The organism is Comamonas granuli NBRC 101663, from assembly GCF_000739995.1.
Taxonomy (GTDB): Bacteria; Pseudomonadota; Gammaproteobacteria; order Burkholderiales; family Burkholderiaceae_C; genus Simplicispira; species Simplicispira granuli.
Genome location: NZ_BBJX01000005.1, coordinates 286,646 through 307,679 on the forward strand (window position 1 = coordinate 286,646; position 21,034 = coordinate 307,679).

The 21,034-nt window shown below is 68.7% G+C and carries 16 protein-coding genes, 1 tRNA gene and 1 pseudogene; 6 read left to right on the top strand and 12 right to left on the bottom strand.

Features of this window, described 5'->3' with window-relative positions; all coding sequences use genetic code 11:
• The first annotated feature begins 63 nt into the window (after window positions 1–63).
• A tRNA-Lys gene (locus CGR01S_RS06885) sits at window positions 64–139 on the top strand.
• 27 nt (window positions 140–166) lie between these two features.
• Here CGR01S_RS06885 and CGR01S_RS16405 read toward each other — a convergent pair.
• The 9 genes and pseudogenes from CGR01S_RS16405 to trxA form a co-directional block, all read right to left on the bottom strand.
• Complete coding sequence (locus CGR01S_RS16405) at window positions 167–1,201, bottom strand: site-specific integrase (protein ID WP_084690586.1); 1,035 nt, start codon at window positions 1,199–1,201, stop codon at window positions 167–169.
• Window positions 1,202–1,266: 65 nt separating this feature from the next.
• A pseudogene (locus tag CGR01S_RS17290) lies at window positions 1,267–1,407 on the bottom strand (helix-turn-helix domain-containing protein); the annotation flags it as partial.
• Window positions 1,404–2,273 (bottom strand): rolling circle replication-associated protein, encoded by an 870-nt coding sequence (locus CGR01S_RS16655; protein ID WP_156967518.1) that lies wholly within the window; start codon window positions 2,271–2,273, stop codon window positions 1,404–1,406. The gene CGR01S_RS16655 and the pseudogene CGR01S_RS17290, both read right to left, overlap by 4 nt.
• Before the next feature lie 323 nt (window positions 2,274–2,596).
• Window positions 2,597–2,908 carry a hypothetical protein gene (locus CGR01S_RS16660; RefSeq protein WP_156967519.1) on the bottom strand — a complete coding sequence of 104 codons (312 nt, stop codon included), beginning with the start codon at window positions 2,906–2,908 and terminating at the stop codon, window positions 2,597–2,599.
• Between the two features lie 309 nt (window positions 2,909–3,217).
• Window positions 3,218–4,591, bottom strand: coding sequence for an MATE family efflux transporter (locus tag CGR01S_RS06900; RefSeq protein ID WP_042424227.1), 1,374 nt, complete (start codon window positions 4,589–4,591; stop codon window positions 3,218–3,220).
• The gene (locus CGR01S_RS06905) at window positions 4,588–6,321 is read right to left on the bottom strand and encodes a membrane protein (protein WP_042424230.1); all 1,734 of its coding nucleotides are present in this window, start codon (window positions 6,319–6,321) and stop codon (window positions 4,588–4,590) included. Before CGR01S_RS06905 ends, CGR01S_RS06900 begins: the two co-directional genes overlap by 4 nt.
• Window positions 6,322–6,417: 96 nt before the next feature.
• Window positions 6,418–6,672, bottom strand: a complete 255-nt coding sequence (locus CGR01S_RS06910; protein WP_013519305.1) for a type B 50S ribosomal protein L31 — start codon at window positions 6,670–6,672, stop codon at window positions 6,418–6,420.
• Between the two features lie 89 nt (window positions 6,673–6,761).
• Window positions 6,762–8,024: a transcription termination factor Rho gene (rho, locus tag CGR01S_RS06915; RefSeq protein WP_042424233.1), complete on the bottom strand. Its 1,263-nt coding sequence runs from the start codon at window positions 8,022–8,024 to the stop codon at window positions 6,762–6,764.
• A gap of 235 nt (window positions 8,025–8,259) precedes the next feature.
• Window positions 8,260–8,592, bottom strand: a complete 333-nt coding sequence (trxA, locus tag CGR01S_RS06920; protein ID WP_042424236.1) for a thioredoxin TrxA — start codon at window positions 8,590–8,592, stop codon at window positions 8,260–8,262.
• Between the two features lie 103 nt (window positions 8,593–8,695).
• Between trxA and CGR01S_RS06925 the strand changes: the two genes are divergently transcribed.
• The 5 genes from CGR01S_RS06925 (at window position 8,696) to CGR01S_RS06945 (ending at window position 17,875) form a co-directional block, all read left to right on the top strand.
• Window positions 8,696–11,317, top strand: a complete 2,622-nt coding sequence (locus CGR01S_RS06925) for a PD-(D/E)XK nuclease family protein (RefSeq protein WP_042424239.1) — start codon at window positions 8,696–8,698, stop codon at window positions 11,315–11,317.
• A gap of 54 nt (window positions 11,318–11,371) precedes the next feature.
• Complete coding sequence (locus CGR01S_RS06930; protein ID WP_042424242.1) at window positions 11,372–14,656, top strand: UvrD-helicase domain-containing protein; 3,285 nt, start codon at window positions 11,372–11,374, stop codon at window positions 14,654–14,656.
• Window positions 14,657–14,693: 37 nt separating this feature from the next.
• Window positions 14,694–16,109 (top strand): TIGR03862 family flavoprotein, encoded by a 1,416-nt coding sequence (locus CGR01S_RS06935; protein ID WP_042424246.1) that lies wholly within the window; start codon window positions 14,694–14,696, stop codon window positions 16,107–16,109.
• Window positions 16,110–16,152: 43 nt separating this feature from the next.
• Window positions 16,153–17,085, top strand: a complete 933-nt coding sequence (locus CGR01S_RS06940; protein ID WP_042424248.1) for an adenylate/guanylate cyclase domain-containing protein — start codon at window positions 16,153–16,155, stop codon at window positions 17,083–17,085.
• A gap of 67 nt (window positions 17,086–17,152) precedes the next feature.
• On the top strand, window positions 17,153–17,875 hold the full coding sequence (locus CGR01S_RS06945) for a hypothetical protein (RefSeq protein WP_042424251.1): 723 nt from the start codon (window positions 17,153–17,155) through the stop codon (window positions 17,873–17,875).
• A 31-nt stretch (window positions 17,876–17,906) separates the two neighbouring features.
• On the opposite strand, the gene CGR01S_RS06950 is transcribed toward CGR01S_RS06945, so the two are convergent.
• The 3 genes from CGR01S_RS06950 to CGR01S_RS06960 are packed head-to-tail and all read right to left on the bottom strand — an operon-like array spanning window position 17,907 to window position 21,014.
• The gene (locus CGR01S_RS06950) at window positions 17,907–19,157 is read right to left on the bottom strand and encodes an acyl-CoA dehydrogenase family protein (protein ID WP_042424253.1); all 1,251 of its coding nucleotides are present in this window, start codon (window positions 19,155–19,157) and stop codon (window positions 17,907–17,909) included.
• 39 nt (window positions 19,158–19,196) lie between these two features.
• Window positions 19,197–20,282 carry a phosphotransferase gene (locus CGR01S_RS06955; protein WP_042424256.1) on the bottom strand — a complete coding sequence of 362 codons (1,086 nt, stop codon included), beginning with the start codon at window positions 20,280–20,282 and terminating at the stop codon, window positions 19,197–19,199.
• Window positions 20,283–20,294: 12 nt separating this feature from the next.
• A complete protein-coding gene (locus CGR01S_RS06960; RefSeq protein WP_042424259.1) occupies window positions 20,295–21,014 on the bottom strand; it encodes a Crp/Fnr family transcriptional regulator in 720 nt (239 codons plus the stop codon).
• Between the last annotated feature and the right edge of the window lie 20 nt (window positions 21,015–21,034).

The following is a 21,034-nucleotide window of genomic DNA, read 5'->3' on the forward strand; positions in this document are numbered from 1 at the left end:
TTTTTTCATGCTAGAATCCAAGGCTTCACGGCGTTTCGCACTGCGGTGTGGCCGTCGCGTGATGGGTCGTTAGCTCAGTCGGTAGAGCAGCGGACTTTTAATCCGTTGGTCGCAGGTTCGAATCCTGCACGACCCACCAAAGATACAGAGGGACTGGCTGTCATGGTCAGTCCCTTTTCTCATTTGGCGTAGCCAAAGCGTAGCCAAGCACATTATCGAGCCGACTTGCAGCGACCTGCAAGCCTTCTGGCGCTACGTGTGCGTACCGCTCCACCATTGAGATCGTTTTCCATCCGCCCAGTCTTTGAAGCTCATGCGTCGGCGTGCCCGCCAGCCGATGCCAGGTCGCGAAGGTGTGCCGTAGGTCGTGCCATCGAAAGTTTTCGATCCCAGCCAGTTCCAAGCCCTTCCACCAAGCCTTGGTCGATACGTTGGCGATAGGGTGACCACGGTACGAGAAAACGTGCGTTGGGTGTTTTCCGATCTGCTTTTGCAGCACGGCCATGGCCATGTCGTTTAGCGGCACCGCGTGTGCTCTGCCGTTCTTGTACTGCTCGGGGGCGATCCAGGCGTGGCGCAGTTCCAGATTGATCTGGCTCCATGTCAGCCCACGCACATTGCCTTGCCGCAGGCCAGTAGCGACCGAGAAGATCGCCATGTCGGCCAAGTGGGGTGGGAGGTGCTGCAGCAGCCTCGCGAATTCAGCGGGTGTGAGTGAGCGGATGCGCCCTTCTCTTTCGCGATAGAGCGACACCTTCGGAACGCGCTCGATCCATTCCCATTCATGGTAAGCCTTGCGCAGAATGGTACGGATCAATGCCAGGTAGCGATTGGCCGTGCTTTGCGTCGCAATCTTCGCTCGCGTTGCCTTGATGTGGTCAATCGTTGCGCGGTCGATTTCATCGAGGTATCGGCCGCCGAGGTAGTCATCCAGCCAGCGCAGGATCGACTTATCGCGTTCGTGCGTACGCTTGTGGGCGGTTTCTTCCAAGAACTTCAGCACGGCTTCCTCCCACGTACGACGTGGTTTGGCGCCGAGCTTGTCTTGCTCCCATCGTTCGACTTTCAGCCGATCATGGAATTCTTGGGCCTTCCGTTTGTCGGCAGTCCCAGTGCTGACCTGTAGAGGGCCAGATTCGCCCCGGATTGCCGGGAGTTTGACCCACCAAAAGGACGAGTCTTTTCTTCTGTAGAGCGACATTCAGTTTCTTCCTGAGTACCGGCTACAGACACACGCAACGTCGATTGTGTCACCAAGTACTCGATCAGCAAAGATTCAACGAACACCCAGGCGCGACCGACCTTGCATCCAGGTATGACGCCCGAGCGAGCGCGGGTCATGAGCGTTTGCGGGTGGATGTGCAGTAGAGACGCTGCCTCGTCCACATTCAGGGTGCGCAATGTCATGACGAGCCAGCATGAAGCGCTGCGCAATCTATGGACGAATAGGGGCCGTCAGACCATCGCGCAGGTAGTGGGCCATTGGGGTACAAGCGCATACCGGAAGGGTGGAAAACGCGTCGGTACATGGCTTCAAGAATTTCCCCCGTTGCGCGCACCACACGACGACCCGCCATGGTTTGGAGCTCTCCCACACCGAATCGCTGTTTGCACCAGCTGGGCAAATTAAGCCAACTGCAAATGCTGCGGGCCTGCTGGGTGAGTCCTCCGAGGCCATAGAGTCGTACTCCCTTGGGAAACTGGTGGAAAGGAGAAATCTTGGACAGGTACTTCATGAGGTACCCGACGGCGTTCTTTGCAATGACACGCTGGGTCATCCCATGGGGCCACCACCCTTGTTTGTCGAACATGGGCAGCTGTAGGCGCTTGGGCAGCCAGATTGCCAGGTGGTAGTGCAGGGCGCCACGCTGCTGCAGCTCGGCAACCCAGAGGTACCTGAAAGGAACCCCGCGCAGGTGACACCAGCGGCGTGCGGCCTTGAGGCATTTGGAAATGTGGCGCGGTTGCCAGTCATGCACCCCGCGATAGGTCAGGGTGACGAACCAGACGTTTTCACGCACGCCGTTTGGTGCACCGAAGCGCTGGAGATGACCACCCGCCCAGACTTGGCGACGCAGGCGCTTGACGCGCCGCTCCATGACGAGTTTTTGTGAAAACCCAACATCCAGAAATGAAGGGCCACTTGTTTTAGATGAGACAAGCCCGGCGGCTTCGCCGCCCGCGGGCGCGCAGCTCGCCGCTTGCCCACCCACGGGCAGCAAATCCGCTGCCTGGACTGCATAGGAAAAAGAAAGTGATGCAGGTAACCGCATGCGAACTCCAGAAGTTGGAAATTCGCGACAGGCGCGGTATGTATGTGAACGGGAAATTGGCTCCTACGGTAGCTCCTGCTTTCTACCGCAACCCCGATGCTCGGGGCGACCCAGTGTCGGTGTCAGAAATAGCCTGAAATCAAGCTGTCGCAGCCAAAAGTCTAATGTGGATTGGCGTAGACCTCAAGTGGCGAAGCTGACATGACGAGCGCCGCTTGACCACAAGCCCCCACAGGTTCCCCGGCTCCCACCCCCTGTTCGTCGCAAGCGACGGGGGGTCGCCGGGCCTTCGGCCTGTGGGTTTTGTGGACAAGCTCAGTGGTCTATGCGGAGCGTGGTTGCGTACACCGTTCCAGCATTTTTGCCTCAGGTGCGTAGTCGCCAACGCCGATTGAATGAGCCTCGGCCTTGACACGCAGATCAAAGAAGTGCGTCATGCAATCAGCAAAGGTTTCCCGGTCAGCGTAGGGCCGCCCATCAGCGCCGAGAAATTTCTCCCCCTTGGGGGCCTTGACATTGTTGCAGGCCCAATAGAACGCGGCGAGTGCATGTCTCACCACGTCCTCGGGCCTGATCCAGTCCCAACAATCAGAGGCCTTGACTGGCGCGGCAAAGGTGTATTTTTGGTTGCTCATAAAACGTAGCTCCAACGTAGCTGCAGACAGCAAAATTTGGCTACGTTTGGCACCCGGTGACATGGTGCGTGCGTCTGAAAGCCGTGGTTTTGGAATCGAAAAAAAGGCCAGACAGCCTCTTTTAATCCGTTGGTCGCAGGTTCGAATCCTGCACGACCCACCACAAATACCGCGTTATCGCTCGAAAGCCCGCTATATCCACCGTAGCGGGCTTTTCTGTTTTGCGGCGCGCCAGGGCGCCGTTTTCGTGCGGGGCTTGCGGTGATGCCCAAGCCGCAGTGCCATGCTCGGAGCGGGCGCGGCAGCCGGTCAGGGGCTGTGCGGCGCTGGGCCGGAGGGGGCCGGGCCCAGGGCCTGTGCCAAGGCGCGGCGCAGCATCCACACCAGGAACAGGGCGGTACACGCCAGCGCTGCGGCGCTTGCGCCCCAGAAGGGCGTGGGTGACGGTGTGGGCGCGATGGGGCCGAGGCCCTGGTAGGCCAGCAGATAGCCGCCGCCCAGGCCTGCGCCCCACAGCAGAATGCCGTAGACGGCCAGGGGCGCGAGCGTGATGCGGTAGCAGCGCAGCAGGAAAATGCTCAGGGTCTGCATGGCATCGGGCAGGTGGTAGAGCGCCACCCAGGGCAGCAGGCGGGCGGCGGCGGCCACCACCTCCGGGTCGCGCGAATAGACCGCGGCCATGCTGTCTTTCGCTATGAATAGTAGAGCTGCCAGCGTACAACTGGCAAGCCCTAGAAGCCAAAAACCTATATGGGCGGCGTGCTGGGCGCGGTGTTCCTGGCCGGCGCCGCGCCAATAGCTCACCCGGGCGCTGGTGGCAATGGCCAGCGACAGCGGCAGCATGTAGAGCACCGCGGCCATGTTGGCGGCAATCTGGTGCGCGGCAGCGGCCAGGCTGCCCTGGCGCGCGATGAACAAGGCCATCAGGGTGAACGAGGTCACCTCGACCGTGACGGCCAGCGCCGATGGCACACCCAGCCGGGCGAAGGCGGCGAGCTGGCGGCGGTCCGGTGGCTCGATGCGGCGCCACAGCTGCAGGGGGGTGTACAGATCCTGCGTGCGCAGCAGCCACAGGGCCAGTACGAGCATGCTGTAGTTGACGGCCAGGGTGGCCCAGCCGCAGCCCTCCAGGCCCAGCGCGGGCAGGCCGGCGCCGCCGAAGGTCCACCAGATCGAGAGCGGGATCTTCACCAGCAGCGATGCCAATTGCAGCCAGGTCACGAGCTGCGGATGGCCCAGCGCCTGGTTCAGGGTGCTGAACACGCGAAACAGCAGGGCGGGCGGCAGCGCCCAGGCCAGCACGCCGAGGTAGCCTTGCACGGTGGGGCGCAGCTCCAGGGGCACGTCCGTCCAGGCCAGCACCGGCCCGGGGTTGAGCAGCAGGGCCATGCCCAGCAGGGCAGCCAGGGCGCAGAGGTAGAGCGACTGGCGCAGGGATGCGCCAATGGCCTGCGGTGCGCGTGCGCCGCGCTGCTCGGACCAGATCGGCAGCAGGGCCTGCAGCATGCCCAGCAAGGCGACGTAGACGCTGATGTAGATGGCCGAGCCGATGGAGAGCGCGGCCAGCGAAGCCTGGCCATGGCGGCCTGCGACGATGGTGTCGGTCACGCCAAAGGCCATCACCGCCAATTGGCCGACGAGCACAGTGCCCGCGTGGCGCGCGATCAGGGAGATGTCGCTCATTCGCGCTGCGCGTCGCGCTGGTAGAGCTCCAGCACGTCGTTGCGGCCCGTGGGGCGGTCTACGGTGTGGCGCAGGGTCCAGCCGCTCAGGTCCGGTGCGGGCAGGGGCGCCGGCGCATTGGGTGCAGGCGCGGGGTCGGGCGGGGCCAGCACCAGCCAGCCGCAGGAGGCGTCCGCCTGCAGCGGCATCAGGCGCAGCTTGCCGTGCCATTGCAGGGCAGCGATCTGGTTGCGGTCCAGCCCATGCATGTGCATGCAGGCGGGCTCACCGGCCAGGCGTGCCACGGCGCGCATCTGCGGCGCATCGCTGCGCGCATAGTCGAGCATGGGCAGCCACAGGCTCATGAGCAGCAGCCAGCAGAGCGTGGCCCCGGCGGCGGGCAGCACCAGGCTTTTCCAGATGGCGCTGCGGTGGCGGCCGGCGCGCCACGCCACCAGCGCGCACCACGCCAGCGTGGCGGCCAGGGCGATGGCCAGTGCGGCCAGGGAAAACTCGGGGACGAAACCGCGCGCCAATTTGGCCACGTTCGCCGCCGGTTTGGCGGGAACGCCGGTCTGGGTGGAGAGCCAGATCACCCAGATCGCGATGGCCGAGATGCTGAAGAACAGCAGCGTGAACCAGTCGATCAGCGCGGCCATGCTGCGGCGCAGGGTGGGCAGGGCAAATGCCGCCAGGGCCGCCAGGGCCGGCAGGCTGAGCAGCAGGGCCCGGTCGGCCGGCTGGGTGGCGGCGGTGGTCACCAGGGAAATCAGCACGAACCACAGGGGCAGCAGCAGGTGGCGCTGCGGCCGGCGGTGCAGGATGTGCCGGCGCCAGCGCCACAGCGTCCAGAGCGCCAGCGGCCAGGCGGGCCAGGTGAACCAGGCCAACAGGCGGGCCAGGGCGAGCCATTCCTTGTCCTGGTCCTGCGGCCACGCCAGGCGCCAGCGCCACATGTCCAGCCACCATGCCAGCAGTGCGGCGACCAGGGCCACGGCGAGCGCCAGCACGGGCCAGGGCCTTGTTGCGCGCGAAGTGTTGTCGTCGGCCTCGTGCGCATCGGCGCAGACCAGCGACAGCACGGCAGCGCCCAGGGGGTAGAGAACGGCCAGTGCCGGGGCGCCGCTGAGCACCAGCCCCACCGACCCCGCAGCCAGTGTGGCTCCGGCGCTGGCGCCCTGCAGGGGCGCGGCCGCCAGGCCGTGGAACACCAGGGCGGTACAGCACAGCTGCACCAGGTAGGAGGTGGTTTCGTGCGAGGGCTGGGCCAGGCCCAGGCAGGCCAGCAGGGCCAGCAGGCCGCCGTCGGCCATGGCGCGCGCATAGTCGGCCGGCTGGGCCTCACCGCCGAAGGCAAAGGCCACCGGCTGCGCGCCCGGGTTGCGTGCCAGGGCGTAGATGCCGTACCAGGTGGCCACCAGGGTCAGCACCAGCAGCAGCACGAAGGGGATGCGCGCAGCCTGTTCCATGGGCAGGGCGGGTGACAGCAGGCCCATGGCCCAGGCGCCCAGCCAGTAGGGGAGCAGGCCGTCGGTCTCGGGGGGCATGCCGCCCAGCAAGGGCGCCATCCATGGGGTATGGCCCTGGGCCAGTTCCAGCATGTAGCCCAGGGCCGTCATATCGGCCCCGCGCCAGGGGGTGCGGCCCACGAAGCCGGGCACCATGTACGCCGTGCACAGCAGCAGCAGCGCCCACCGGGGCAGTCTTTGCACGGCGTTCTGGGCAACGATGGCGGGGCTGGGCTGGTTCACGCGGAGGTCTCGCGGCAGGCAGGGTGGGGGTGTCCGGGAGCAAACAAAAAGGCAGCGCGGTCTCCCGGGCTGCCTTGGCAAGCAAAAAACGCTGGTTTACTTGGCAGCCGTCTTGCCGAAGCGGTTGCGGAAGCGCTCCACGCGGCCACCCATGTTGTCCACCGACTTCTGCGTGCCGGTGTAGAAGGGGTGCGACTCGCTCGAGGTGTCGAGCTTGAACAGCGGGTATTCCTTGCCCTCGAAGGTGTCGGTTTCCTTCGTGTTCACGCAGGAGCGGGTCACGAACTTGAAACCGTTGGACAGGTCCACGAACAGCACTTCGCGGTAGTTGGGGTGGATGCCTTCTTTCATGGTGTCTTCTTTCCTGGTCAGCGGGAGCCGCACCGGCCTATTCCAGTGTACTTTCCGCAAAAAGCCCTCAATTATCGCACAACAACGGCTTATCCGCCGCGGCGCATGGCCTCGAAGAATTCCACGTTGGTCTTGGTTTCCTTCATCTTCTTGATCATGAGCTCCATGGACTCGATCTCGTCCATGTTGTACATGAACTGGCGCAGGATGCGCGTCTTCTGCAGGATCTCGGGCGCCAGCAGCAGCTCTTCGCGGCGCGTACCGCTCTTGTTGAGCTCGATGGCGGGGAACACGCGCTTTTCATAGAGGCGGCGGCTCAGGTGGATTTCGCAGTTGCCCGTGCCCTTGAATTCTTCAAAGATCACTTCGTCCATGCGGCTGCCGGTATCGACCAGGGCCGTGGCGATGATGGTCAGCGAGCCGCCTTCCTCGACCTTGCGCGCCGCGCCGAAGAAGCGCTTGGGGCGCTGCAGCGCGTTGGAGTCCACGCCGCCCGAGAGCACCTTGCCGCTGGAGGGCACCACATTGTTGTAGGCACGCGCCAGGCGCGTGATGGAGTCCAGCAGGATCACCACGTCCTTCTTCAGCTCCACGAGGCGCTTGGCACGCTCGATCACCATCTCGGCCACGTGCACGTGGCGCGCGGCGGGCTCATCGAAGGTGGAGGCGATGATCTCGCCCTTGACCGAGCGCTGCATCTCCGTCACTTCCTCGGGGCGCTCGTCCACCAACAGCACCATCAGGTGCACGTCGGGGTTGTTGGCCGTGATGGCGTGGGCGATGTGCTGCATCATCACCGTCTTGCCGCTCTTGGGGGGCGCGACGATGAGCGCGCGCTGGCCGCGACCGATGGGCGCGATGATGTCGATGATGCGGCCGGTGATGTTTTCCTCGGACTTGATGTCGCGTTCCAGGCGCATCTGTTCCTTGGGGAACAGCGGCGTGAGGTTCTCGAACATCACCTTGTGCTTGTTCTGCTCGGGTGCCAGGCCGTTGACCGTGTCGAGCTTGGTCAGTGCGAAATAGCGCTCGCCGTCCTTGGGGATGCGCACCTCGCCCTCGATCATGTCGCCGGTGTGCAGGTTGAAGCGCCGCACCTGGCTGGGGCTGATGTAGATGTCGTCGGTGCTGGCGGTGTAGCTGGTGTCGGGGCTGCGCAGGAAGCCGAAGCCATCGGGCAGGATTTCGAGCACGCCGTCGGCAAACACCTGTTCACCGGCCTTGGCGCGCTTCTTGATGATGGCGAACATCAGCTCCTGCTTGCGCATGCGGCTGCCGTTCTCGATTTCCAGGGCTTCGGCCTGCTTCAGGACTTCAGACACGTGCAGTGCCTTGAGCTCGTTAAGGTGCATGAATGACTCCTCAGGCGGAGTGGATTGTCTTGGTGTGAGGGGATGGGCCGCGGACCGTGCAGGCCACGGGTGGTGGCGGACGGAGCGTGCCTGGGATCGGCTGCCTGCCGCTGCAGGATGGATGCGGCGCGGCGATCAGGGAGTGATTATGACAGGAAAAAAAGGAGCGCCAGGCGGGCTTTGGGCGCGGCGCGTGCCCGGCCGGCCGCATGGGGCGCGGCCGGTGGGACGGGGCTCAGGCCAGTTGCTGGTCGATGAAGGCGGTGAGCTGGGCCTTGCTCATGGCGCCGACCTTGGTGGCGGTGAGCTCGCCGTTCTTGAACAGCATGAGCGTGGGGATGCCGCGGATGCCGAACTTGGCCGGAACCTCGCGGTTGTCGTCCACGTTCATCTTGGCCACGGTGAGCTTGCCCTGGTAGGCGGTGGCGACCTCGTCGAGGATGGGGGCGATCATCTTGCAGGGGCCGCACCACTCGGCCCAGTAGTCCACCAGCACCGGGGTGCTGGCCTTGAGCACGTCGGCTTCGAAACTGGCGTCAGAGAGTTGTTTGATCAGATCGCTGGCCATGGGGATTTCCTTGCGTATTGGCAGATGGGAGTGCGGTTAAATTGGGGCCATTGTGACAGAAACCGAACTCCCATCCGGCGGTGTGCCCACTCTGCCAGATGCTATGACAGTCATAGCGAAAACCGATATGCGCCGGCCGGCGCAGCCCGCTCCCATGCCCCTGTGGCAGCAGGTGTTCCAGGCCGTGCAGGCCCACGCGCAGCACTGCGGCGCCCACCTGGCGCGCACCGTGGTGCTCGTGCCCTACGCCCAGCTCATGGCCGAGGCCCAGCAGCAGTGGGCGCTGCATGCGCCCGATGGCTTCGTTCCGCGCCTGGAGACCACGCGCAACTGGGCGCAGCAGCTGGGCGGCTTTGTGCCGCAGGGCCTGGACCTGGCGCTGGATGTGGCGCGCGACAGCTTCACCGCGGCGGCGCTGCTCGAGCGTGCGGGGCTGGGTGCACAGGCCGCCATGCTCACCGCTCCGCTGCTGGAGGCGGCCACGCAGCTCGCGCCGGTGGTGGCCGCGCTGGCGCCTGCCGCGCGCCCGGCCTGGGCCGGGCAGCAGCGTGCGGCGCTGGGCCTGGCGGGTGAGGGCGGCGCTCTGCGCTACGAGGCGGCCCTGGCGCGCATCGCGCTGGAGTGGGTGGTGGCCTCGCGCCACGCCAGCGATGTGCTGTTCGAGCCCGGCGTGCGCCAGGCCGTCGATGCCCTGGTGGTGCTCGAAGGCTTCCAGGCAGACCCGCTGGCGGCTGCGCTGTGCGCTGCCTGGGGCGCGCGCGCCTTGCGCTTGCCGCTATGGCAGGAGGCGCAGGACCAGGGGGCGTTGCATGCGGCCAGCGGCCCGCCTGTGCGCCTGCACCCCGCGCTGGACGCCGAGGACGAAGCCCAGCGCGCCGCCGCCTGCGTGCTTGCGCAGGTGCAGGCGGGCCGCGTGCCCGTGGCCCTGGCCAGCACCGACCGCGCCCTGGTGCGCCGCATCAGTGCTTTGCTCGAAGGCTGCGGCCAGAGCGTGCGCGACGAAAACGGCTGGACGCTCTCGACCACGCGCGCTGCCGCCCAGGTCATGGCGGCCCTGCGCGCCTGCGCCTGGAATGCCAGCACCGATGCCGTGCTCGCCTGGCTCAAGCACCTGCCCGTGCTGCCCGAGGGCGCGCTGCGCGCGCTCGAGCGCTGGCTGCGCCGCAGCGCCCTGGGGCAGTGGTCGGCCGCGCTGGCCGCGCCGCCGCAGCCCGCCCGCCCGGAACTTGCCGGCACGCGCGACCAGGTCGAGGCCCTGCGCCGCCTGCTGCGCGGCGACCGCCCGCTGGCGGCCTGGCGCGCGGCCTTGCGCGAATTGCTGCAGGCCAGCGGCCAGTGGCCGCTGCTCGAAGCCGACCCGGCCGGGGCGCGCGTGCTGCTGGAGCTGCACCTGCTTGATGCGCAAGACGCCTTCCTCGATGCTGCCGAGGGCGCGGGCCGGCGCCTGTCGCTGGCCGAGTTCACGCGCTGGGCCGACGACGTGCTCGAAGCCGCGCGCTACAAGCCGGCCACGCAGGCCGGGCGGGCGGCCGAGGTGGTGGTGCTGCCGCTGCCGCAGTTGCTTGCGCGCCCCTTTGCCGCGCTGGTGCTGCCCGGCTGCGACGAAAAGCGCCTGCAGGCCGCCCCCGAGCCCGCCGGCATCTGGACACCCGCGCAGCGCCAGGCCCTGGGCCTGCCCACGCGCGCGGCGCTGGAGGCCGCGCAGCGCGCCGCATGGGCCTGCGCGCTGCGCCAGCCCTCGGTGGACCTGCTGTGGCGCGGCAGCGACGAGGGCGGTGAGCCCCTGCTGGCCAGCCCGCTGGTGCAGGCCCTGCCGGCAGCCCGGTGCGCGCCGGCAGCGACCGACCCGCGCGTGCCGCGCAGCGTGGCGCCCGCCCCCGTGGCGCGCCCGCAGCCGCAGGCTGCGGCGCTGCTGCCGACGCAGCTCTCGGCCTCGGCCTATGCCGATCTGCGCCACTGCCCCTACCGCTTCTATGCGCTGCGCCTGCTGGGCCTGCAGGAGGTGGAGGAACTCGAGACCGAAGTGGACAAGCGCGACTTCGGCACCTGGCTGCACGCCGTGCTGCAGCAGTTCCATGACGCGCTGCAGGCCGCGCCCACGCCCGACCTGGCGCAGCGCCGCCGCCTGCTCGATGCGGCCGCCCAGCAGGCGCAACAGGCGCTGGCGCTGGCCGAGGCCGATTTCCTGCCCTTTGCCGCCGGCTGGCCGCAGGTGCGCGAGGGCTACCTGGCCTGGCTTGCGGCGCACGAGGCCGCGGGCGCGCAGTTCGCCCAGGCCGAGGTGCCGGCACGCCAGCCGCTGGCGCTGGCGCACGGCGCGCTGGAGCTGGTCGGCCGGATCGACCGCATCGACACCGCCACCACCGCGCAGGGCCGCAGCGCCACGCTGCTGCTCGACTACAAGACCGAGGGCAGCAGCAAGACCCGGGAGCGCGTGAAAGACGGCACCGAGGACACCCAGCTCGCCTTCTACGCCGCCCTGGTGCAGGGCGGCGGCCCAGACAGCGCGCTGCGCGCCGCCTATGTCAACGTGGGCGAACGCGGCGAGACGCAGATGCACGAGGCGCCGGACGTGGCTGCGCTGCGCGCGGCGCTGCTCGCCGGCATCCGCGAGGATTTCGACCGCCTGGCGCAGGGCGCGCACCTGCCGGCGCTGGGCGAGGGCAGCGTCTGTGACTGGTGCGCCGCACGCGGCCTGTGCCGCAAGGATTTCTGGAATGCCTAGGAACACTGCCTGGAGCGGCCGCACGGCATCCCGCACCTGGGTGAGGGACGGGAAATGACGCAGCAAGCTGCCTACGAATGGAATGGCCGGCCGGTGTCGCGCGCGGCCTTCTACGCCATCGCCTGCGACCCGCAGCGCAGCGTGGCCGTGGAGGCCTGTGCGGGCGCGGGCAAGACCTGGATGCTGGTCTCGCGCATGCTGCGCGCGCTGCTCGAGGGCTGCGCGCCGCACGAGATCCTGGCCATTACCTTCACCAAGAAAGCCGCGGGCGAGATGCGCCAGCGCCTGCAGGAATGGCTGGCGCAGTTCGCCCAGGCCGCGCCCGAGGATCTGGACAAGGAGCTGATTGCACGCGGAATCGACCCGCAGCGCGCTCTGGAGCTGCGCGAGCCGCTACAACAATTGCAGCAAAAGCTGTTTGCCAGCGGCCGGCCGCTGCAGATCCGCACCTTCCACAGCTGGTTTGCCGCGCTGCTCTCCACGGCCCCGCTGGCCTTGCTGCAGGACAGCGGCCTGCCCGCGCACTACGATCTGCTCGAAGACGACGCGCAGGCCAAGGCCGAGGTCTGGCGCCCCTTCCTGCAGGCCGTGGCCCAGGATGCGCCGCTGCGCGCCGACTACGAGGCCTGCATCGCCGCGCATGGCCGCAGCAATACGCACAAGGCGCTGGAGGCGGCGCTGGACAAGCGCGTGGAATTCCTGCTGGCGGACGCGGCCGGTACCGTCGATGCGTCGGTGCCGCCGTTCGGCGCGGTCTACCCGCGCCTGGCCGGGCTCGATTCCCCCGTGCAGGCCCTGGCCGGTGCGGCCGCCGCCGAGCGCTGGCAGGCGTGGGCGCGGCTGCTGGACGCCGAAAGCAACAAGACGCCGCAAAAGGCCGCGGCCGCCATCGTCGATGCCTTCGCCCAGGACGGCCTGGAGCAGCGCCTGGCCCTGCTGCGCAAAGCGCTCTTCGTCGCCACGGCCGACCGGCTGAGCAAGAACCTCGAGAAATACCCGGCCGCCCAGGAGGCCGAGGCCGAACTGCAGCCGCTCCTGGCCGCGTGCGCGCAGCACCAGGCCTGGCTGCACCAGCAGCGCATGGCGCGGCTGGCACGCGCGCTGTGCGCGCAGTACGCGCAGCTCAAGCGCGCGCGTGGCTGGGTGGACATGAACGACGTCGAGCGCATGGCCCTGACCATGCTGGCCGACCCCGTGCTCGGCGGCTGGGTGCAGGAGCGGCTGGACGCGCGCGTGCGCCACCTGCTGGTCGACGAATTCCAGGACACCAACCCGCTGCAATGGCAGGCCCTGCAGGCCTGGCTGGCGGGTTACGCGGGCGCGGGCGGCGGCCTGCAGGCCCCCAGCGTGTTCATCGTGGGCGATCCCAAGCAGAGCATCTACCGTTTCCGCCGCGCCGAGCCGCAGGTGTTCCTGGCGGCGCAGGACTTCGTGCGCACGGCCCTGGGCGGCGACCTGCTGGCCTGCGACCACACGCGGCGCAATGCACGGGCCATCATCGCCACCGTCAACGCCGCCATGCAGGCCGCGCAGTCCGACGGCGCATACCGCGGCTACCGCAGGCACACCACCGAGTCGCAGTCCGCCGGCGCGCTCTTGCGCCTGCCGCCCATCGTGCCGGAGCCGGCCGCCCCCGGTGCGGACGCGGACGATGCGGCTCTGCCGGCGTGGCGCGACAGCCTCGCCACGCCGCGCCATGAGGCCGAGGAAACCCTGCGCATGCGCGAATGCGCCCAGGCGGCGCGCTGGGTGGCGGCGCAGATGGCGCAGGGCGTGCCGGCGCAGGACATCATGGTGCTGGCGCGCAAGCGCGAGCGCCTGGCCCAGATGCAGGAGGCGCTGCGCGCCCTGCACATCCCCTGCGTGCAGCCCGAGAAGACCGACCTGGCCGAAGCCCCCGAGGTGCAGGACCTGGCCGCCCTGCTCGATGCGCTGGTCTCGCCCGGGCACGACCTGGCGCTCGCGCGTGCCTTGCGCTCGCCGCTGTTCCATGCGCCCGACGCCTTGCTCACCCACCTGGCCCTGCTGCGCCGCCAGCCCGGGCATGAGCACCTGGGCTGGTTTGATTTGCTACAAAAAACAGAGCTGCTCGCGCCCGAATACCAAGCGCTAGGGGCCGATTTGGCACTTTACCGCTCCTGGGTGGAGCAACTGCCGCCGCACGATGCGCTGCAGGCCATTTACCAGCACGCCGACGTGCCCGCGCGCTTTGCCGCGGCCGCGCCGGCGCCGCAGCGCGCCAGCGTGCTGGCCAACCTGCGCGCGCTGCTGGCTTGCGCGCTGCAGCAGGACGGCGGGCGCTACCTCACCCCCTACGCCTTCGTGCGTGCCCTGAAGAAAGGCGGCCTGCGCGCGCCCAGCCGCGCCGACGCCCAGGCCGTGCGCCTGCTCACCGTGCACGGCGCCAAGGGCCTGGAGGCGCACAGCGTGCTGCTGCTCGATACCGATGCGCGCGGCAAGCGGGCCGAGACCATGGCCGTGCTCGTGGACTGGCCGGGCGAGCAGGCCGCGCCGCGGCGCTTCATCTTCCTGGCCAGCGAAGCGAACCCGCCGCCCAGCGCCGAGGACACCCTGGCCGCCGAGCTGGCCGAGCGCCAGCGCGAGGAGCTCAACACCCTCTACGTCGCCGCCACGCGCGCCAAGCAGTGCCTGGTGCTGTCCTGCGTGCAGTCCAGCAGCGCCAACCCGGGGAGTTGGTGGGCGCGCCTGGCGCCGCTGATGGAGCACGACGCCGACCCGCAGGCCCTGGCTGCCCTGGCCCCGGGCCCGGCCCTGCAGGACGCCGCTTTCACCCTGTGGGAGCTGCCCGCGCCGCGTCCCGCCGCCCCGCCGGCCACACCGCCTGCGCCCCCCGAGGACGACCTGCCCGCGCGCCAGGGCCGCGCCATGCACGCGCTGCTCGAGCAGGTGGGCGTGGCCGGCCTGCCGCTGGAGCAGGCGCGCGACCAGGGCTGGAGCGATCTGCAACTGGCGCAACTGGCGCGCGAATACGCCTTGCCCCGGGCGGCGGCCGAGGCCGCTGCCGCCTTGGCCCGCAGCATCCTGCAAGGCGAGGGCGCCTGGGCCTGGGACCAGGCCGCCGTGGCGCTGGCCGTGAACGAGGCGCCGCTGCTGCACCAGGGCCAAAGCCTGCGCCTGGACCGCCTGGTGTGCCTACACCAGCCGCGTGCGGGCGCGCGCTGGTGGGTGCTGGACTACAAAAGCGCGCTGCAGCCCGAGCGCCAGCCCGAGCTGCTGGCGCAATTGCAGCGCTACCGCGCCGCCGTGCAGGCCCAGGTGCCGGGCGAAGCGGTGCACGCGGCCTTTCTGAGTGGCGACGGGCGGCTGGTGCGGCTGTAGGCGGGCATGCAGCGGCGCCCGGTGGCATGATTGCTCCATGCCTGTCGCTTCTGCCGCCTCCCCCGCCGCTTCCACCGCCGCCTCCGTCTCCCCTGCCGCTTGCGCCCCCTCCCTGCATTGCGACGCGGCCCTCATCGGCGCCGGCCCGGCCGGCCTCATGGCCGCCGAGGTGCTCGCCCAGGCGGGCCATGCCGTGCATGTGTTCGACGCCATGCCGTCCGCGGGGCGCAAGTTTCTGCTGGCAGGCAAGGGCGGGCTCAACCTCACGCACTCCGAGCCTTTCGCCGCCTTTGCCGCGCGCTTTGGCACGCGCCGCGCGCAGCTCACACCGCTGCTGGAGCGCTTTGGCGCCGAGTCCCTGCGCGCCTGGGCGCTGGGTCTGGGGGTGGAGACCTTCGTGGGCAGCTCCGGCCGCGTGTTTCCCACCGGCATGAAGGCAGCGCCGCTGCTGCGCGCCTGGATGCACCGGCTGCGCGGCATGGGCGTGCAGTTCCACATGCGCCACCGCTGGCTCGGATGGGCGCCGGACGGGGCCTTGCGCTTTGCTGCGCCGCAGGGCGAATGCCTGGTGCACGCGCGCGCCACGGTGCTGTCCCTGGGCGGCGCGAGCTGGCCGCGCCTGGGCTCCGATGCCGCCTGGGTGCCGCTGCTGGCCGCACGCGGCGTGCCCATCGCGCCGCTGCAGCCGGCCAACTGCGGCTTTGACGTGGCGCGCGTGGACGCGCCGCTGGGGGAGACGCGGCGCGCCTTCCTGCGCGAGCTCATCGGCCGTGGCAGCGCGCCCGCCGTGGGGTGGACGCCGCATTTCACCGAGCGCTTCGCGGGCCAGCCGTTCAAGTCCGTGGCCCTGTCGTTCACCGACAGCCAGGGCCGCCATTTCGCGCGCCGCGGCGAGTTCGTGGCCACGGCCACGGGGGTGGAGGGCAGCCTGATCTACGCCGTCTCCAGCCTGCTGCGCGACGAGATCGCCGCCCATGGGCACGCGACCTTCCTGCTCGACCTGCTGCCCGACCACACGCCCGAGCGCGTGCTGGCCGAGGTGCGCCACCCGCGCGGCGCGCGCAGCCTCTCCAGCCACCTCAAGGGGCGTTTGGGGCTCGAAGGCATCAAGGCCGCCATCCTCTATGAGCAATTGGGCAAGGACGGCATGCAGGATGCGGCGCGCCTGGCGCAGGCCATCAAGCAGCTGCCCGTCACCGTGCTGGCGCCGCGGCCGCTGGCGGAGGCGATCAGCACGGCCGGCGGCGTGGCCTTCGAGGCGCTGGATGCGCAGCTCATGCTCCAGGCCCTGCCCGGCGTGTTCTGCGCGGGCGAGATGCTCGACTGGGAAGCACCCACCGGGGGCTACCTGCTCACTGCCTGCTGCGCCACCGGACGCGCCGCCGGGCAGGGCGCTGCGCGCTGGCTGCAATCCGCATCGGGCGGGCATGCCCCGCCGCGGGTTGCAGGTTGATACACTGCAAGCCACCCCATCCGCAAACCGGCGCATTGTTCCCATGAGCTCCATCTCGACGGTGATCTTTGCTGACCTCACAGGCAGCACCGGACTCTACGAGTCCCTTGGCAATGAACGTGCGGCGGCCATTGTTCTGCGCATGACGCAGTGGATCGGCGATGCCATCCAGTCCCATGAGGGGCGTGTGGTGAAAAACCTCGGCGATGGCGTGCTGGGCGTGTTTGCCAGCGCCCATGAGGCCGTGTCCATGGCGGGGGAACTGCAGCGTGCGCACCAGGTGAACCTGCAGCGCTGGCCCGGCCCCATGCACACGGAGATCCGCATCGGCGTGGCCTGCGGCGAGGTTCTGGAGGTCGAGGGCGATACCTATGGCGATGCCGTGAACGTGGCCTCGCGCCTGTGCGAGAAAGCCGGCCCCAGCGAGGTCTGGGTGAACGACGTCGCCGCCGTGGACGCCGGGATCGTGCCCGGCGTGCGCTTTCGCAAGCTCGGCATGTTCGAGATCCGCGGCAAGTCCGAATCGCAGATGGTGTTTCTCGCCGAGTGGCGCGACGGCGAGGACGCCGGCGATATGCTGACCATGCAGGCCGGGCTGCCGAGCACGGTGACGCCGCTCGATTCCCTGCTGGGCAGCATCCGCATCCACTGGCCTGGGGGCGAGCGGGAGTTTTCCTCCAGCCAGATGCCGGTGCAGATCGGTCGCTCCAGCGAGATGCCGCTGTGCGTGCCCGATCCGCGCGTCTCGCGCGTGCACGCGCGCATCGAGTGGCACCATGGCCGTTTCGCCCTCACCGACCAGAGCAGCTACGGCACCTGGGTGTGGTTCGAGGGCAGCGAGACGGCCGTGCCGCTGCGCCGCGACACCTGCCTGTTGCACGGCACGGGGCGCATTGCCCTGGGCATGCCCTTCGAGGACGGCGCGCCCGTGCTGCACTTCGAGGTCTCGGGAAGCAGCATGCGCCTGTCGCGCTAGCCGCCTTCCGTGCGCGGCCTGCGGCGGGTGCCTGTGGTTGTTATTCCATCTCTGTGAAAGGAGCGCCATGCTCGACGGTTTGCGCAAAGCCCTGGGCCTGGGCCCCCACCCGGCGGCGGTGCCCCCGGGCGTTGTCACGCCGGCCCAGCTGGCACACTGGGCCGCGGCGCGTGGCTGGCGCTATGCCGCAGCAGACGGCGAGGGCGGCTACACGCTGGAAGGGCGTCTGGGCGAACACGCCTGGCAGCTCGAGAGCGGCACGCCCACGCGCGACTACATGCAGGGCGCAGAGCTGCGTCTGCGCGCCGAGCTGCCCATAGACCCCGGCGCCAGCGTGATGCTGATGAACCGCGCGCTCAAGGAAGAGCTGGAGGTGCGGGCCTACGGTGCCATCACCCAGGATGTGCAGACCACGGTGACCGAGAGCCTGCCGCAGGAGCTGCGCTGGCTGTCCATTCTCGAAGAAGTGAGCGTGCCGCACTGGCCGGCCTCGTTCCGCCAGGCCTTTGCCGTGCTCGGCAGCCGCGCGCGCGATGCACGCCAGTGCGTGCACGCGGCGGTCGTGGCCCAGGCCATGCACGAAGGCCAGGCGGCTGCGCCCGGCCAGGTGCCGCTGGTGCTCATGCTGGACGAAGGTGGCCTGCTGCTGCGCATGCAGACCCTGCCCAGCCACCTGCCGGACCTGGAGTACGCGCTGGCGCTGTTCCTCATGGTGGCCCAGGTGGCCATGCACCATCTGCCGCCGCCTGCGCCGGAGGCGGCCGCCCCGGCAGCGCCGCCGGCCGCCTGAGGGCGCGCGCGGCGCTGCCGGGTGTGCCCGCTCAGTGGGCGGGCTTGACGGGCATGTGCTTGCCCAGCTCCCACTTGGCGATGGCGTTGCGGTGCACTTCGTCCGGGCCGTCGGCAAAGCGCAGGGTGCGCGCCTGGGCGTAGCTGAAGGCGAGCGGGAAGTCGTCGCTCACGCCGCCGCCGCCGTGCACCTGCATGGCCCAGTCGATCACCTGGCAGGCCATGCTGGGCGCCACCACCTTGATCATGGCGATCTCGGTCTTGGCGACCTTGTTGCCGGCCACGTCCATCATCCAGGCGGCCTTGAGCGTGAGCAGGCGCGCCATGTCGATCTTGCAGCGCGCCTCGGCGATGCGCTCCTGCGTCACGGTCTGCTGGGCAACGGCCTTGCCGAAGGCCACGCGCGCGACGGCGCGCTTGCACATGAGTTCGAGCGCGCGCTCGGCTAGGCCGATCAGGCGCATGCAGTGATGGATGCGGCCGGGGCCCAGGCGGCCCTGGGCGATCTCGAAGCCGCGGCCCTCGCCCAGCAGGATGTTGGCGGCCGGCACGCGCACGTTCTCGAAGATCACCTCGGCGTGGCCGTGGGGCGCGTCGTCGTAGCCGAACACGTTGAGGCCGCGCACGATCTTCACGCCCGGGGTGTCGGCGGGCACCACGATCATGCTCTGCTGCGAGTGCTTGGGCGCCTCGGGGTCGGTCTTGCCCATGGTGATGAGCACCTTGCAGCGCGGGTCCATGGCACCCGAGGTCCACCATTTGCGGCCGTTGATGACGTAGTCGTCGCCCTGGCGCTCGATGCGCGTGGCGATGTTCGTGGCGTCGCTCGATGCCACGTCGGGTTCGGTCATGGCGAAGCCCGAGCGGATCTTGCCTTCGAGCAGGGGTTTGAGCCAGGCGGCCTTGATGGGCTCGGAGCCATAGCGGGCGATGGTCTCCATGTTGCCGGTGTCGGGCGCGGAGCAGTTGAACACCTCGCTGGACCACAGCACGCGGCCCATGATCTCGGCCAGGGGGGCGTATTCGGCGTTGGTCAGCCCGGCGCCGTGGTAGCCCGAGGCCTGGGCCGTGTCCACCGGCAGGAACAGGTTCCACAGGCCGGCGGCCTGGGCCTTGGGCTTGAGGTTTTCGATGGTCTGCAGCGGCGTCCAGCGCTTGCCCGCCGCCGTGTTGGCGGCCAGCTCGGCGGCGTACTCGGCCTCCGCCGGATAGATGTGGTCGTCCATGAACTTCAGCAGCTTGGCCTGCAGTTCCTTGGTTTTGGGCGAGTAGTCGAAGTCCATGGGTTCTCCTAGATGAACAGTGGGAAAGTGGGAGCGGGTTCAGCCGCGCTGCGCGAACGACCAGGCGAGCTGCGCGAGGGGCCGCGCGCCTTCGCCCGAGGCCTTGGCCTGGGCGCTGGACGCCGTACCCATCTCGACGCGCTTGGCGATGCCCTGCAGGATGGCGGCCAGGCGGAACAGGTTGTAGGCGAGGTAGAAGTTCCAGTCGGCGGCCAGCTCCTCGGGCGTGGCCAGGCCGGTGCGCTCGCAGTACTTGCGGATGTAGTCCTGCTCGGACGGAATGCCCAGCGCTGGCAGATCCAGTCCGCCGATGCCGCGGAAATGCCCGGGCGGTATGTGCCAGGCCATGCAGTGGTAGCTGAAGTCGGCCAGCGGGTGGCCCAGCGTGGACAGCTCCCAGTCCAGCACGGCGATGACGCGCGGCTCGGTGGGGTGGAACATCAGGTTGTCCAGGCGGTAGTCGCCATGCACGATGGAGACGCGGCCCTCGTCGCGTGCGCTCGCCGGCATGTGGGCGGGCAGCCAGGCCATGAGCTGGTCCATCTCGGGGATGGGCTGCGTGATCGAGGCGACGTACTGCTTGCTCCAGCGGCCGATCTGGCGCTCGAAGTAATTGCCCGGCTTGCCGTAGCCCGCCAGGCCCTGCTCGGCGAACTTCACCGTGTGCAGGGCGGAGATGACGCGGTTGGTCTCGTCGTAGATGGCGGCGCGCTCGGCGGGCGTCATGCCGGGCAGGGATTGGTCCCACAGCACGCGGCCCTGCATGAACTCCATCACGTAGAAGGCGCGGCCGATGACGGACTCGTCCTCGCACAGTGCGTACATGCGCGGCACGGGCACGGAGGTAGCAGCCAGGCCGCTCATCACGGCGAACTCGCGCTCGATGGCGTGGGCCGAAGGCAGCAGCTTGGCCACCGGGCCGGGCTTGGCGCGCATCACGTAGCTCTGGCCCGGCGTGATGAGCTTGTAGGTGGGGTTGGACTGGCCGCCCTTGAACATCTCCACGCTCAGGGGGCCCTGGAAGCCGTCGAGGTGCTTTTCCAGCCAGGCGCTCAAGGCGGCGGTGTCGAAGGCGTGCTGTTCGGAGACGGCGCGGGTGCCGATGAAGTGATCGAAGTTGCTCATGGAGGGGCGGGTTCAGTGGTCGGTGTCTACGATGTGCATGAGGGCGTCGCGGTCGCGCACGACCAGGCCGCCCGGCTCGATGCGGATGATGTCCTCACGCTCCATGGCCTTGAGCTCCTGGTTCACGCGCTGGCGCGAAGCACCCAGCAGTTGCGCCAGCTCTTCCTGCGCCAGTTGCAGGCCGATGCGGATCTCGTCGCCATGCGCCAGGCTGGGAATGCCGTAGCTGCGCATCAGGTGCAGCAACTGCTTGGCCAGGCGCGCGCGCAGCGGCAGGGTGTTGAGGTCTTCCACCAGGCCGTAGAGCTGGCGGATGCGCCGTGCGTGCAGGCGCAGCATGGCTTCGTACAGCTCCACGTGCTGGGCGAGGATCTTGCGGAAGTCGGCCTTGGCCACGCCCAGCACGGTGGTGTCGCCATGGGCATAGGCATCGTGCGTGCGCCGGTCGCCGTCGAAGATGGCCACGTCGCCGAACCAGATGCCCGGCTCCACGTAGGTCAGCGTGATCTGCTTGCCCGAGATCGAGGTCGAGCTCACGCGCACCGCGCCCTTGGCGCAGGCGATCCACTCCTCGGGCGGATCGCCGCGTGCGGCGATCAGGTCGCCGTCCTTGTAGCGTTTGACGTAGGCGCATCGCAGGATGTCGTGCCGCAGCGAAGGTGAAAGGGATGAAAACCAGCGACCGGAGTTGATTGCTGAGCGTTCATCGATGGTAAGAATCGGATCGTCCATGGTCTGTCTTTTGGGTGACT

What these genes read in the sequence shown, in the direction of transcription:
- CGR01S_RS06900 (WP_042424227.1), bottom strand. Translation starts at nt 4,591, where the DNA reads ATGAGCGACATCTCCCTGATCGCGCGCCACGCGGGCACTGTGCTCGTC.
- CGR01S_RS06910 (WP_013519305.1), bottom strand. Translation starts at nt 6,672, where the DNA reads ATGAAAGAAGGCATCCACCCCAACTACCGCGAAGTGCTGTTCGTGGAC.
- CGR01S_RS16655 (WP_156967518.1), bottom strand. Translation starts at nt 2,273, where the DNA reads ATGCGGTTACCTGCATCACTTTCTTTTTCCTATGCAGTCCAGGCAGCG.
- CGR01S_RS06940 (WP_042424248.1), top strand. Translation starts at nt 16,153, where the DNA reads ATGAGCTCCATCTCGACGGTGATCTTTGCTGACCTCACAGGCAGCACC.
- CGR01S_RS16660 (WP_156967519.1), bottom strand. Translation starts at nt 2,908, where the DNA reads ATGAGCAACCAAAAATACACCTTTGCCGCGCCAGTCAAGGCCTCTGAT.
- CGR01S_RS06955 (WP_042424256.1), bottom strand. Translation starts at nt 20,282, where the DNA reads ATGAGCAACTTCGATCACTTCATCGGCACCCGCGCCGTCTCCGAACAG.
- CGR01S_RS16405 (WP_084690586.1), bottom strand. Translation starts at nt 1,201, where the DNA reads ATGTCGCTCTACAGAAGAAAAGACTCGTCCTTTTGGTGGGTCAAACTC.
- CGR01S_RS06960 (WP_042424259.1), bottom strand. Translation starts at nt 21,014, where the DNA reads ATGGACGATCCGATTCTTACCATCGATGAACGCTCAGCAATCAACTCC.
- CGR01S_RS06930 (WP_042424242.1), top strand. Translation starts at nt 11,372, where the DNA reads ATGACGCAGCAAGCTGCCTACGAATGGAATGGCCGGCCGGTGTCGCGC.
- trxA (WP_042424236.1), bottom strand. Translation starts at nt 8,592, where the DNA reads ATGGCCAGCGATCTGATCAAACAACTCTCTGACGCCAGTTTCGAAGCC.
- CGR01S_RS06925 (WP_042424239.1), top strand. Translation starts at nt 8,696, where the DNA reads ATGACAGTCATAGCGAAAACCGATATGCGCCGGCCGGCGCAGCCCGCT.
- rho (WP_042424233.1), bottom strand. Translation starts at nt 8,024, where the DNA reads ATGCACCTTAACGAGCTCAAGGCACTGCACGTGTCTGAAGTCCTGAAG.
- CGR01S_RS06935 (WP_042424246.1), top strand. Translation starts at nt 14,694, where the DNA reads ATGCCTGTCGCTTCTGCCGCCTCCCCCGCCGCTTCCACCGCCGCCTCC.
- CGR01S_RS06950 (WP_042424253.1), bottom strand. Translation starts at nt 19,157, where the DNA reads ATGGACTTCGACTACTCGCCCAAAACCAAGGAACTGCAGGCCAAGCTG.
- CGR01S_RS06945 (WP_042424251.1), top strand. Translation starts at nt 17,153, where the DNA reads ATGCTCGACGGTTTGCGCAAAGCCCTGGGCCTGGGCCCCCACCCGGCG.